Source organism: Promicromonospora sp. NFX87 (assembly GCF_048564965.1).
GTDB lineage: Bacteria > Actinomycetota > Actinomycetes > Actinomycetales > Cellulomonadaceae > Promicromonospora.
This window is the reverse complement of the sequence record NZ_CP183413.1, coordinates 2,423,247-2,436,513: the sequence shown is the minus strand read 5'-3', so window position 1 is coordinate 2,436,513 and position 13,267 is coordinate 2,423,247. Positions and strand designations below refer to the sequence as shown.

Annotated in this window: 10 protein-coding genes; 5 read left to right on the top strand and 5 right to left on the bottom strand. The window is 71.4% G+C overall.

The window, feature by feature from the left end:
* Positions 1–42: 42 nt before the first annotated feature.
* The 3 genes from ACNYC2_RS10860 to ACNYC2_RS10850 all read left to right on the top strand — a co-directional run bounded on the left by ACNYC2_RS10860 (position 43) and on the right by ACNYC2_RS10850 (position 2,509).
* Positions 43–525 (top strand): MarR family winged helix-turn-helix transcriptional regulator, encoded by a 483-nt coding sequence (locus ACNYC2_RS10860; protein ID WP_419707021.1) that lies wholly within the window; start codon positions 43–45, stop codon positions 523–525.
* Positions 526–674: 149 nt separating this feature from the next.
* A complete protein-coding gene (locus ACNYC2_RS10855) occupies positions 675–1,853 on the top strand; it encodes an LLM class flavin-dependent oxidoreductase (protein WP_419707020.1) in 1,179 nt (392 codons plus the stop codon).
* Complete coding sequence (locus tag ACNYC2_RS10850) at positions 1,850–2,509, top strand: FMN reductase (protein WP_419707019.1); 660 nt, start codon at positions 1,850–1,852, stop codon at positions 2,507–2,509. The genes ACNYC2_RS10855 and ACNYC2_RS10850 overlap by 4 nt, the downstream gene beginning before the upstream one ends.
* A gap of 76 nt (positions 2,510–2,585) precedes the next feature.
* Here the strand turns inward: ACNYC2_RS10850 and ACNYC2_RS10845 are convergent, their stop codons facing one another.
* The 5 genes from ACNYC2_RS10845 to ACNYC2_RS10825 form a co-directional block, all read right to left on the bottom strand.
* The gene (locus ACNYC2_RS10845) at positions 2,586–3,446 is read right to left on the bottom strand and encodes an alpha/beta fold hydrolase (RefSeq protein WP_419707018.1); all 861 of its coding nucleotides are present in this window, start codon (positions 3,444–3,446) and stop codon (positions 2,586–2,588) included.
* Between the two features lie 67 nt (positions 3,447–3,513).
* Entirely contained in the window at positions 3,514–4,338 is an 825-nt protein-coding gene (locus ACNYC2_RS10840) for an alpha/beta fold hydrolase (protein ID WP_419707017.1), read from the bottom strand.
* Positions 4,339–4,445: 107 nt separating this feature from the next.
* Complete coding sequence (locus tag ACNYC2_RS10835; RefSeq protein ID WP_419707016.1) at positions 4,446–5,237, bottom strand: alpha/beta hydrolase; 792 nt, start codon at positions 5,235–5,237, stop codon at positions 4,446–4,448.
* A gap of 90 nt (positions 5,238–5,327) precedes the next feature.
* Positions 5,328–8,570, bottom strand: coding sequence for an ATP-binding protein (locus ACNYC2_RS10830; RefSeq protein WP_419707015.1), 3,243 nt, complete (start codon positions 8,568–8,570; stop codon positions 5,328–5,330).
* A 123-nt stretch (positions 8,571–8,693) separates the two neighbouring features.
* A complete protein-coding gene (locus ACNYC2_RS10825) occupies positions 8,694–10,838 on the bottom strand; it encodes a helix-turn-helix transcriptional regulator (protein ID WP_419707014.1) in 2,145 nt (714 codons plus the stop codon).
* 204 nt (positions 10,839–11,042) lie between these two features.
* On the opposite strand from ACNYC2_RS10825, the gene ACNYC2_RS10820 reads away from it, so the two are divergent.
* The gene (locus ACNYC2_RS10820; protein WP_419707013.1) at positions 11,043–11,732 is read left to right on the top strand and encodes a type 1 glutamine amidotransferase domain-containing protein; all 690 of its coding nucleotides are present in this window, start codon (positions 11,043–11,045) and stop codon (positions 11,730–11,732) included.
* Between the two features lie 4 nt (positions 11,733–11,736).
* Positions 11,737–13,263 carry an amidase gene (locus tag ACNYC2_RS10815; RefSeq protein ID WP_419707012.1) on the top strand — a complete coding sequence of 509 codons (1,527 nt, stop codon included), beginning with the start codon at positions 11,737–11,739 and terminating at the stop codon, positions 13,261–13,263.
* The last annotated feature ends 4 nt before the right edge of the window (positions 13,264–13,267 follow it).

Sequence of the window (13,267 nt, the reverse complement as noted above, 5' to 3'; positions counted from 1 at the left end):
CGCAAACTAATGTGGTCACGTAGGAGAGCGGAGACAGATCTCATGACCAGCACCACCACAGACACACCGACCGAGATTCACGACGCCGAGGCGGTTCAGCTCTGGGGCCGCGTGATCAAGGGCTTCGCCGTGACGAACCGGAAGCTCCACGCGCTCATCAAGTCCGCCTTCGACCTCAGCGAGGCCGAGGCGGAGACGCTGCTCAACCTGCACCGCGACCCCGACCACCGCGCGCCGATGGCGACCCTCGCCCGCGCAGCCGCCTTCACCAGCGGCGGCTACACCAAGATCGCCGACAAGCTCGTCCACCGCGGCCTGGTCGCACGGGTGCCCTGTGTCGACGACCGCCGCATCACCTACCTCGAGCTGACCGCTGACGGCACCAAGGTCGCCACCGACCTGGCCCGCCTGGTGAGCGACGTCAACCGGGACCAGTTCGTGGGAGTCCTGGGGCCCGAGCGCGCGCGCATGGTCGCAGAGGCGATGACGGAGCTGTACCGGGCCAACAGGGACGCAAAGAAGTAGGCCCTTCCCAGGAGTCCACCCGAGGACGCCTGGCCAGATCGCTTGCGCGCTAACTGCTTGCGCGGAATATATCGAGCGCTCACCGAGTTGAACCCATCAGTCGATGCAGATACATCGAACCGATCATCCAAGCAAGGAGCACAGGCATCATGCAGTTCGGGATCTTCAGTGTCAGCGACGTGACGACGGACCCGACCACGGGACATACCCCGGACGACACCGAACGCGTCAAGGCGATGCTCACCATCGCGAAGCACGCCGACGAGGCGGGCCTGGACGTCTTCGCCACGGGTGAGCACCACAACCCGCCGTTCGTGGCCTCCAGCCCGACCACGATGCTCGGCTACCTCGCGGGCGTGACGAAGAACATCACCCTGTCCACGGCGACGACGCTGATCACGACGAACGACCCGGTCCGGATCGCCGAGGAGTACGCGATGCTCCAGGTCATCTCCGACGGTCGGATGGACCTGATGATGGGGCGTGGTAACACCGGCCCGGTCTACCCGTGGTTCGGGCAGGACATCCGCCAGGGCATCGCGCTCGCGATCGAGAACTACGCGCTCGTGCGCAAGCTGTGGACCGAGGACGTCGTGGACTGGGAGGGCAAGTTCCGCACCCCCTTGCAGGGCTTCACCGCCACCCCGCGCCCGCTGGACGGTGTGCCGCCGTTCGTGTGGCACGGCTCGATCCGCTCCCCGGAGATCGCCGAGCAGGCCGCGTACTACGGTGACGGGTTCCTGCACAACAACATCTTCTGGCCGATGAGCCACACCCAGCAGATGATCGCGTTCTACCGGCAAAGGTTCGAGCACTACGGCCACGGGCGCGCGGACCAGGCGATCGTGGGCCTGGGCGGGCAGGCGTTCATCCGCAAGAACAGCCAGGCGGCGTGGGACGAGTTCCGTCCGTACTTCGACAACGCGCCCGTCTACGGGCACGGTCCCTCCATGGAGGACTTCACGCGCGACACCCCGCTGACCGTCGGGTCCCCGCAGCAGGTCATCGACCGGTACGGGTCGTTCATCGACGACGTCGGCTACTACCAGCGCCAGCTCTTCCTCGTCGACCACGCGGGCCTGCCCCTGAAGACGGTCCTGGAGCAGATCGACCTGCTGGCCTCCGACGTCGTGCCGCAGCTGCGCAAGATCGCCGACGCCAAGCGCCCCGCCGACGTCCCGGCCAACCCCCCGACGCACGCCGAGCGGGTCGCCGCGGCCCGCGCGAAGGGTGCGACCGGCGCCACGCACGTCGGTGACGGCGGGGACGAGTACACCGGCACGCTGGCCGAGGAAACACTGGCCGAGGAAACAGAGGTCCTGTCATGACCGACTTCAAGACCGACGGATCGACCCGCCGCACGATCGCGGTCGTGCACGCCGGGCTGGGACAGCCCTCCTCCACGCGCCTGCTCGCGGACCGTCTCGCGGACGCCACGGTGCGCGAGCTGGAAGCCCTGGGCCAGGACGTGAGCGTGCAGGTGGTCGAGCTGCGTGACCACGGCCACGCGATCATCGACGCGATGCTGACCGGGTTCCCCACCGGCGACCTCGCCGACGCGATCGACACGATCACCCGGGCTGACGCCGTCATCGCCGTCACCCCGCTGTTCACCACCACGTATTCGGGGCTGTTCAAGTCGTTCGTCGACATCCTCGACAAGGAAGCCCTCACCGGCATGCCCGTCCTGCTCGGCGCGACGGGCGGCACACCCCGCCACTCCCTCGCCCTGGAGTACTCCCTGCGCCCCTTGTTCACCTACCTGCGGGCCGACGTCGTCACCACGTCCGTCTTCGCAGCCACCGACGACTGGGCACAGGCCGCGGGCACCGGGCACGACGACGGGGGCAGCTCCCTGCCGCAACGCATCGAGCGCGCCGGCCGGGCCCTCGCGACCCTCGTGCTCGCCCGCGGCGAGCACACCAAGCCCGCCGACCCGTTCTCCAGCACACCCAGCTTCGAGCGGATGCTGAGCGCCGTATGAGCAGACCGGCCGGCCATGATCTCCATGGCCGGCCGGTCTGTTCTGTTGCGCCAGTCCGCTGCGAGGCGCCCAGCTCTCACAGCGAGGCCGACAGGAACGAACGGATGAGGGGCACCACCTCGTCCAGAGCGCTCTCCAGGAGGAAGTGCCCGCCATCCAGGAGGTGCACCTGCGCGGCCGGCAGATCGTTGGTGAAGGCCCGGGCGCCGTCGGGACCGAAGATCGGGTCGCCACGGCCCCAGACCGCCAGCAGCGGCACCTGGCTCTCCCGGAACCAGCGCTGGACCTCCGGGTAGAGCCTGGGGTTGGTGCCGTAGTCCTGGAACAGGGCGAGCTGCACCAGGTCGTTGCCCGGCCGGGACAGCAGCGCGAAGTCGTAGGTCCACGTCGCGGGGTCGACGAGCGTCTCGTCGGCCACTCCGGTCAGGTACTGCCAGCGGGTCAGCTCCAGGGTGAGGGCTTGCCGCGCCCCCGCCTCGGTCTCCGGTGTCTGTTCGTACCAGTAGGCCTGGGCGGCCGAGATGAACTCAGTCTGCAGGCCCTCGACGTAGGCGTTGCCGTTCTGGCCGATCACCGCACTGATCGCCGAGGGATCGCGGAGCGCCAGCCGCCATCCGATCGGAGCACCGTAGTCCTGGACGTACACGGCGTACCGGTGGACGCCCAGTTGATCGAGCAGGCCGGCCGTCAGGTCGGCGAGGGTGTCGAACGTGTAGGTGAGCTCGCCGACCGGCGGGGCGTCGGACAGGCCGAAGCCCAGCAGGTCGGGCGCCACGAGATGCCACCGGTCGGCCAGGCGAGGGATCAGTCCACGGAACATGGACGAGCTGCTCGGGAAGCCGTGCAGCAGCACGAGCGTCGGGCCGTCGGGCGGTCCTGCCTCGCGGTAGAACAGCCGCCGACCGTCCACGACGGCATAGCGGTGATGTGTGCTCATGACCTGGACGCTACGGAGCCGCTCTGAACGGGCGGTGCAGAAACGGTTGACCGCCGCACGACCCCCGTCACGACCGGATGAACGCCAGCAGGTCCGCGTTGATCGTCTCCGCCTGGGTGGTCGGCATGCCGTGCGGGAACCCGGGGTAGGACTTCAGCGTGCCGTTGCGCACCAGCTTCACGGCACGGGGCGCCGTGTCCGCGTACGACACGATCTGGTCGTCCTCGCCGTGCATCACCAGGACGGGCACGCTGATCCGGGCCAGGTCCTCGGAGTAGTCCTCGCGCGCGAAGGCGAACACGCAGTCGTACTGGGCGTTGGCGGCACCCATCATGGCCTGGCGCCACCAGTTGTCCACGATCGCGTCGACGGTCTCCGTGCCCGGGCGGTTGAAGCCGTAGAACGGGCCGGCCGGCAGCTCTCGGAAGAAGCTCGCCCTGCTGGCGGCGAGCTGGGCCTGCAGCCCTTCGTACGCGGACTGCGGCAGACCGTCCGGGTTGGCGTCGGACAGCGCGGTCGAGGGGGTGACGGCGCTGATCAGCACCACCTTCGCAACCCGGTCCTCCCCGTGGCGGCCGATGTAGCGCGTCACCTCCCCACCACCCGCGGAGTGCCCGACGTGGACGGCGTCGCGGATGTCGAGGTGCTCGGCGAGCGCGGCCAGGTCGTCGGCGTAGTGGTCCATGTCGTGCCCGCCGGCAGGCTGGGCCGACCGCCCGTGACCGCGCCGGTCGTGGGCGATCACGCGGAACCCGTGGTCCTTGAAGAACAGCATCTGGTTGTCCCAGTCGTCCGCGGACAGCGGCCACCCATGGCTGAACATGATCGGCTGTCCGGAGCCCCAGTCCTTGTAGAAGATCTCGGTGCCGTCCGGGGTCGTGAAGGTGCTCATCGTCGTGCCTCTCTCGCTGGTGCGCCAGGACCGTGCGGTCCTCGGCTCTGCTCGTCGATCGTCGAGGGCCGCTGTTGACGGCCGGTGGAAGCACCCTGGGCGCGGGCCTACAGACCCCGCCGGGCGAGCCAGTCCAGAGCCGCGTCCGCGAGCGTGCGCCAGCCCTTGTCGAACGGGGCGCTGTGCCCGCGCTCGGGGTACTCGACCAGCTCCGTGTCCGCGGTCGAGGCGGAGTAGAGCTTGTAAGCGGCCTTGACGACGACGGCGGGCACGGTGTGGTCCCTGCCCGCGGCCATCAGCAGCAGCGGTCCGCGGCCGGCACGGCGCGTGTCCACGGCCGTGGGCGCGTTCGGGGTGAGGTTGGCCGAGGACGCCTCGAACAGCGGGCGTCCCGGCCCGGGGATGGCGACTCGCTCGTACAGCTGGTCGGACTCGGCCCGGGGCAGCGCGTTGCCGAAGGAGTAGGCGAACTGCTTCGCGGACAGGGCAACGGTCCGATGCCTGTTCCCCGGGTGGGACAGCACCGGAAAGCTGGAGCGCAGCAGGCTCAGCGGCACCACCCGGATGCCCTTGATCGGTGCCGGGGAGATCGCGACGGCGGCCGCCGCCTGCCCGCGCGCGAGGAGCTGCTGGGCGACGAGCCCCCCGAAGGAGTGCCCGACGACGATGGGCGGAGCCCCGAGGCCGGCGAGCGTCTCGGCGTAGGCGTCGGTGACCCGGTCGACACCGATGTCGACCATCCCGGTCGGGTCGGATCGTGTGGCCTCGGGCGTCTCACGGTCACCCGGCCAGCCCGGTGCGAGGGTCTCGTAACCCTCCTTGCCGAAGTGCTCCTGCCATGGCTCCCAGGATGTGGAGTGGATCCACAGACCATGGATGAACATGACGTGGCGTCTCATCGCTGACCTCATCTGCGCAGAAGGGACATTCCGACCCGCACCACGCTAGGTTCGCTCTCTTGACGACCAGTAGAACGCGAGTGGAACCGTTCAGTGCCGGAGGCGCCTGTCCAGCTGCGCGAGGAACGCATCGGTGCGCTGGACGAACAGGTACGCCTCCTGCTCGGTAGCGACCTTCCGGGCCTTCTGCGCGACGGCCCGGACGACGGCGTCCGGCTCTCCCTGTGCGCGCAGCAGGCGGGCGCGCGTCAGCAGGAGCAGCCCCTCGGCATAGCGCTGGCCGTACCCGCGCAGGTAGTGGTCCGCCCGGTCCAGGGCAGCCACCGCCCGCTGCACCTGCCCAGCGGCGAGCCACATGTCACCGAGGAGCGTGTACCAGGTGCTGACGCACGAGCGCACGGGATCGCACAGCCTCGCCTCGACGATCCGCTCGGCCTCCACCGCGGCGTCGGCTGCGTGCGCGGGATCGGTGACCGCTCGTGCCCACCACAGCGCCAGCCGCTGGTACGTGCCCAGGAAGCCGTAGGAGAGGTCGGGGTCGACGGCGATGCCCCGGTCTGCCGCGTCCAGAGCCATGGCCGGGTCCCCCACCAGCACCGCGGTCCGCGCGGACATCGTGGCCCACACGGTCACGGTGTACCGGTCGTCACCGGCGTTCTCCAGCCGGTCCAGGAGCGCCAGCCCGTCTGCCGTCCGGCCGTGCAGCACCGTGGTCTCCGCCTGCATGCCGGTCATGAGCAGCTGGAGACCGTACTGGACGGGGTTGGCCGCCCTGCTGACCCAGTCGGTCAGGAGGGTCTGCTCCGACCTGGTGAGGTACTGGTAGGCGGCGCCGATGTTGCCGATGTCCCACTGGTGGATCCCCCACGCCTGCAACCCGTAGGTGCGCACGATCGGTTGCGACGACGCCTCACCGAGGCTGAGCAGCCGCCGCGCCAGCGGCCCGCTCTCGTCGAGGCGGATGCCCTGCGCCAACGACGCCCAGCGGGAGTAGAGGATCCCGGCGGCCTCGACCTCCCGACCCAGCGTGCGGGCCAGGTGCTCGGCTCGCTCGAGCAGCCCCTGCTCCGCGCCCGCGTACATCGAGCGCATCCCGACGACGGCCGTGAGCTCCGAGAGCGCGGCCAGCTCGGCCTCGGCCAGACCCGCGGTGCGCGAGACCTGCGCGGCCAGCCGCAGCTGCTGCTCGGCGGTCTCCAGGGCGGACCTGGAGGCGGCGCGCCGGCCCGAGCGCACCAGCGCCGCCGCGGTGCGCGCCGGTTCGGCCAGCGGGCCGGCCGCCCACAGGTGGTGAGCCACCCGTTCGGGCACCCACTCCCCGTCGGGTTCCGTCCGCTCCAGCGCGTCCGCCAGCCGCAGGTGCAGACGGGCGGCGTGTCGCGGCGACGTCGCTCCGGAGATCGACTCCCGCACCAGGTCGTGCGCGAAGCGGACCGAGCAGGGATCCCCCGGCGTCGGCACCAGGAAACCCAGCGCCTGGACGGGCTCCAGTCTCACGAGACAGGTGCCGACGTCGATCTTCGCGACGCGGGCGAGCAGGTTCAGGTTCACGTCCCGGCCGATCAGGGCGGCGCACTCGAGGAGCGACGTCGTGGCGCCGTCCAGGCCGGCCATCCGGTCGCGGACGACGTCACGCACGGACGTCGGTACCCCCTCGCTCCACGCCGGGCCGCTGGTGAGCTGGTCCTCGCGGACGAGCAGCCGCGCCAGCTCCTGGACGAAGAACGGGTTGCCGGCGGTGCGCGCGTGGATGTGGCGGGCGGCCCCGGGAGCGGGAACCTGCCCGGTCTCGCGGTGGATCAGCTCCGCCACGTCGTCGGGCCCGAGCGGGCCGAGATGCAGTCGACGATGGACCGAGGAGCGGCTCATCGCCGCGAGCGTCCGCGCCAGGTGCGGCGGCGTGGGCGCGTGGTCCCGGAGCGCTCCGAGGACGGCGGTGCCGGACGGCAGCCGGGAGACCAGGTGAGCGACCAGGTGCAGCGAGGCGGCGTCCGCCCACTGCAGGTCGTCGAGGACGATCACCACGGGTCGCCGCGCCGAGACGTGCGCGATCAGCGCGACGACGTCCTCGAACAGCACGAACTGGCCGCTGCCGCCCGCAGGGTCCTGGCCGGCCAGGACGTCGTCGCACGGCTCCAGCAGCCGCGCGAGCCCGCCGGCGCGCCACGGCTCCTGCTCGGTGGCGGTCAGGCCGTCCAGGAGCGTGCGGATGATCTGCAGCCACGGCCACAGCGACGGGGCGCCGTCGCTGTCCGACGACCGGCCCCAGGTCACGAGACAGTCCTGGTCGCGCGCCTCGCCCGCCGCCGCGTCCAGCAGGCAGGTCTTGCCGACGCCGGCCTCGCCCTCGACGACGACCACGCCCGTGCCTCCCCCCGCGGCCCGCGCCACCGTGTCCCGGAGAGCCGTGAGCTCGACCGACCGACCGACCGGGGCGGTGCCGGGAGGCGGCACCCGGGGCGCTGTCGCGGCCGGCGCGGGGACCGGCCCGGACGTCAGCACCGGCCCGACGACCGTTGGTGCGAGATCCTGCGAGAGCACCCGCTGGTGCGCCAGCTCGAGCGCAGCACCCGGGTCGATGCCGAGCTCCTCGACCAGCCGGGTGCGGACATCGTGGTACAGCGACAGGGCCTCGGCCTGGCGGCCGACCGCACCCAGCGTGGTGACGAGGCTGGCCTGGACCGGCTCGTGCAGGGGGCCTATCGACGCCGCGAGCCGTAAGGGTGCGAGCACCCGGTCGGGGCGGCCGAGCGCCACGGCAAGATCGGCCGCGGCGGTGCACGCCCGGAAGAACTCGTCGTCGAGCCCCGCGAACACCGGCAGCGCGTCGGGCTGGTGGACGAGTCCGTCCCCGGCGCAGCCGTGCCAGAGCAGCAGGGCACGCTCGAAGCCGTCGAACGCCTCTTCGTGCCGTTCGCGGCCCAGGGCGCCCTGGGCGGCGTCCACCAGTTCCCTGAACATCGCCAGGTCCAGCGTCTCGGATCCGGCCGTGCACAAGTAGCTGCCACCTCGGCGCACCAGGTACGAGCTCGTCCCCCGGGTGGGCAGGGTCGGCTCCAGCAGACGTCGCAGCATGCCGACGTACTTGTGGATCACGTTGAGGGCACTCTCCGGTGCGCTGTCCCCCCAGATGAGGTCGACCAGCTCGGACTTGCTGATGGGCAAGCCGTGATGCGCCGCCAGCAGTGCCAGCAGGTAGGCCTGCTGGCGCGGACCGGTGTCCACCTCGACCCCACCGTGCCACAGCCGCAGCGGGCCGAGGATCTGGATCCGCAGCGCAGCGCCGCGCACCGGGAAGGCCTCCGCATCTGCTGCGGCCGACAGTGTCGTCACGCCCACTCTCATCAGCGTCCTCGGTAGAGCCAGCGAACGTGTCCTGCGGCAGAAGCCGGTACGCACCAGCATCTGCCCGAAGGCAGCGCCTCGGCTTCTGTCAGGTGACTACACCTGGGCGCGTCACCCGTCCCCGTCAGGCCCGGAAGATGGGTCGACGACGTCCCGCAGCTGTGCCCGGCTCGTGACGCCCAGCCGCGGAAAGACCCGGTACAGGTGCATCCCGACCGTCCGTGGCGACAGGTACAGCCGCTCGGCGATCTCCCGGTTGGTGAGCCCGCCCGCAGCCATCACGACGATCCGGCGCTGCTGCGGGGTGAGCTCGGCGAGGGGTCCCGGGCTGCCGGGAGCGGGACCTGGAGAATCCGCGGGGCCGTGTCCCCACGAGCCGGCGCGGACTCCTGCCGCCCGCAGCTCGGCGCCGGCCCACCGCGCGAACGGAACCGCGCCGAGACGCTCGAACGTGTCGTGGGCCTCCGTCAGGTGCGGACGCGCCTCGGTGACCCGGCGCTGCCGGCGCAGCCAGGCGCCGAGGTCCAGCTGGACGCGAGCGCGTTCGAACGGCCACGTCGCGGTCTCGGGGTCTGCGAGCGCGATATCGAAGTGGACGTCGGCCTGCCCCCGGTCGCCGTGCTCGTCCACCGCAGCGGCCGTGAGCGCCGCGGCGTGCTCCACCAGCATCCGCAGCCGGACGGACCCGTGCCCCGCCACACGCCGGAAGGCCGCCGCCGCTTCCTGTCCTTCGGCGTAGCGCCTGGTGCGCAGGCACGCGGTCACCAGGTCCACCACTCCGTACAACGACAGGTGCGGGTGCACCGGCTCCCCGGAGTCGTCCAGGATCAGGCGCAGCACGTCGTGGGCACGCTCGTGGTCGCCGTCGGCCAGGGCGGCCAGGCCCAGTGCCCGGCGGGCGATCACCGCGACCGCGCGGCTCGCGTCCGGGTCGAGGCCGACCAGCGACCTCGCCACCAGCGCGCGGGCCTCGTCGGGCTCACCCCGCAGCGCGGCGATGATCGCCAGGTCAGCCTCTGCGGCACGCCGGATCATGTCCATGCCGGTGTTCCGCGCGACCCGCAGCGCGTCACCGTACTCCACGGTCGCAGCGTCCCAGGCTCCGCTGTCGCGCAGCACGGTGCCCAGCGTGTTCGACACCAGCGCGTTGACGCCGCCGAGCGCCGTGTGGTCCTGGCGGTCGAGAAACGTCCGCAGTGCGGTCACGGCGTACTTGGTCTGGTCGACCGCCCATGCGGCGCCGCCGAGCTGGTTCAAGGTGACCTGGTCCAGTCCCGCGGGATGGCCCTTGGCCGTCAGCACGGCCTCGACCTCCTTCGCCGACCCGACCGGGTCGAGGGCGGCGGTCAGCCAGGTCGCCTGCGGGGAGTCGGACTGGCCGGCCTCCTCCTCCGCGCCACCGGCCGGGACGAACGCCGGCGGCGCTGTCGCTGCGGCCGCCAGGAGCGGCGAGTCCGCTCCCGGAGCACTCGCACCGCGGGAACGTGCCGCGGGCCGCCGGCTCAAGACGCCCAGCGCCATGGTCAGCTGCTCACGGTGCGCGGCCTGTCCCGAGTAGTAGGCCGCCACGGCGGCGGGCGGCAGGGCCGACCAGGCGAGCTCGCTGTTGCCCGTGTCGGCCGCGCGGACCGCCACGGCGGTGAGCATGGTGACGGCCTCGCCGTGCCGGTCGGTGCGGGCAAGCGCCCATCCCGACGCCAGCGCGGCCTCGAGGGCAGCGGCGGGATCGTCCGTGAGCTCACCCGCCCGGGCGCCGAGCCGGCCCACCCAGGGGCCGTCACCCGCGAAGATGGCCGCCCGCATGGCCAGCAGGTAGCGCCGAGCCGCGGCCCGCGGCTCCGTCGACAGCTCGGCGGACCGTTCCAGCATCCGGGCGGCGGCCGCCCAGCCCGCATGCAGCCGCGCAGCCTCGGCGCCGTCCTCCAGTGCGGTGGCCACCTCGTCGTCCGGCCCGAGCGTGGCGGCGGCGAGATGCCACGCTCGCCGGTCACCGCGCCCGCTGAGCGCATCCGCGAGGGTCAGGTGGGCACGTCGGCGCTCCGTGAACCTCGCCGTGTCGTAGAGCCGCCGCGGAACATCCGGGTCGGACCATCGCAGGGGCGCGGCGCCGGCGCCATCCAGCCGGACCAGCCCCTCGTCCTCCGCCAGCTCCAGCTCTTCCAGGGCGCCGTCCGGCAGCGAGCCGAGGAACAGAGGCAGGTCTTCGGGCGCCGCGGCCGCGACCGCGAGCAGCAGATGCTGCGTCGTACGGGGCAACTCGGCGATGCGTGCACAAGCATCGAACGACACCACGAGTTAATCTCAACGCGGTCCGGGGAGGACCGCCACCTCATAGGCAGCGGTTTCACCCTGTCTCGTCGCCGGCCGTCCAGGGTCCTCCAGGGTCCGGAGCGGTGCGATCCATCAGCCATCCACGCTCCGTCAACGGTCTGTCCAGTACGCCGCCCTAGCGTGCGGGGCATGAAGATCCTGATCGTGCTGACCTCGCACGACGAGCTGGGCGACACCGGGCGCAAGACCGGGTTCTGGCTCGAGGAGCTCGCGACGCCCTACTACCACTTCCGGGACGTCGGGTGGGACATCACTCTGGCTTCTCCCCGGGGCGGGCGCCCACCGCTGGACCCGAAGAGCAACGAGCCGTACTACCAGACCGACCAGACGCGGCGGTTCGAGGCCGACGACGACGCCGAGCAGCAGCTCAGCGCGACCGTTCGTCTGGACTCGGTCTCGGTCGGTGACTACGACGCCGTCTTCTACCCGGGCGGTCACGGCCCGCTCTGGGACCTGGCCGAGGACCTGACATCGATCGCATTGATCGAACACATGGTCACGGCCAGAAGGCCTCTGGCGCTGGTGTGCCATGCGCCAGGAACCATGCGGCACGCAACTGCCCTGGACGGTAGCCCACTGGCGGCCAACCTACAGATCACCGGGTTCACCGACAGTGAGGAAGAGGCGATGGGACTGACCCGGGTCGTGCCCTTCCTCGTGGAGGACGAGCTCGTCGCCCAGGGCGCCGTCTTCTCCAGGGTGCGCGACTTCAAGCCGCTCGTCGTCGTCGACGGGATGCTGATCACCGGCCAGAACCCGGCTTCCTCCGGGCTGGCGGCCATGGAGCTGATCTCGCTCGTGCGGAACACAGGGGGGTGACCCGGTGCCCGGAGCATCTTCGCCGGCCGGCAGCCGCGGTCCTGTCCCGCCGCCGCCTGTCGCCGAGTCGGGTCCGTACGCCGCCGAGGTGTCGGCGACGATGCTCGAGCAGGCGGCGGCGATAGGTCGCGGCGACCTGTCCAGCCTCGAGCTGACCCGGATGTACCTGGAACGGATCGACGCACTGGACCGGCACGAGACCCTGAACGCTTACATCCTCTCGCGCGGACAGGATGCGCTGGCCGACGCGACCCGGCTCGACCGCATGCGTGCGGCAGGGCGGCCCCTGGGCCCCCTGCACGGCGTCCCGGTGGCGGTCAAGGACAACCTCTTCACGGCGGGAACGGTCACCTCCAACGGCACCGCGGTGCTGGGAGAGTTCATCCCGGCGCACGACGCCACCGTTGTCCGGCTGCTCCGGTCGGCCGGTGCGCTCGTGCTCGGCAAGACGAACCTCCACGAGTGCTCGTTCGGCATCACGAGCAACAACCCGCACTACGGTGCGGTGCACAACCCCTACGACCCCCTGCGCATCCCCGGCGGATCCAGCGGTGGGTCGGGCGCCGCGGTCGCCGCGCGCCTGTGCTCGGCGGCCATCGGTACCGACACCGGCGGGTCCGTGCGCATCCCCGCGGCCTTGTGCGGCGTGGTGGGCCTCAAACCCACCCTCGGACGGGTGAGCCGCGGGGGGATGTTCGGCCTGTCCTGGACCTGCGACGTCGTGGGACCCATCGCCCGTACGGTCGCGGACACCGCCGCGCTCCTGCGCGTGATGACCTCAGGCCCGCACCCGCTCGACCCGGACGCGACGCACGAGCCTCCCGGAGCGGGAGTCCCCGGCGGGGCCGAGGCGGGCGCCCGGCGGCTCCGGGGCGCGCGGATCGGGATTCCCGACGGGTTTCTCTCCGCGGACAACTCACCGGAGGTCGACCGCGTGCTGGCACGGACCCAGCGAGCTCTGGAAGAGGCCGGGGCGACGCTCGTGCCGGTGACGGTTACAGAGGCCGAGGCGGCCACCGCGCAGGGTTTCGTGACCGTCATCCCGGAGGCGGTGGTCCTCACGGAGAGAGCCCTGCGCACCGCGGGGATCGACGGCGGAGTGCTCGCCGGTCTCGACCGCTTCGGCGCGGACGTCCGTACGGCCTTGGCCGCTCAGGTCGGTCCGGATCCGGATCCGGTCCCCGCCTTCCGGTACGCCGAGACGCTGGCCACCACCATCCCCAGGCTGCGCCGTGCTTTCGCCGACGTCTTCGCCGACGTGGACGTCCTGCTCACCGCGACCACACCCGCAACGGCTTCCCCGATCGCTCAGGACGAGACCATGCGGCACAACGGACGGGACGTCGGCACGTTCGAGACGTTCGTGCGGTACACCTACTGCGTCTCGCTGGCGGGCCTACCGGCCATCTCGTTGCCCGCAGGTACAGATTCAGCTGGGCTCCCCGTAGGCGTGCAGCTCGTCGCGCCTCGATGGGGTGAGGCCGGGCTGCTCGAGATCGCGAGCGCCCTCGAGTACACGATGCACATGTGACCAG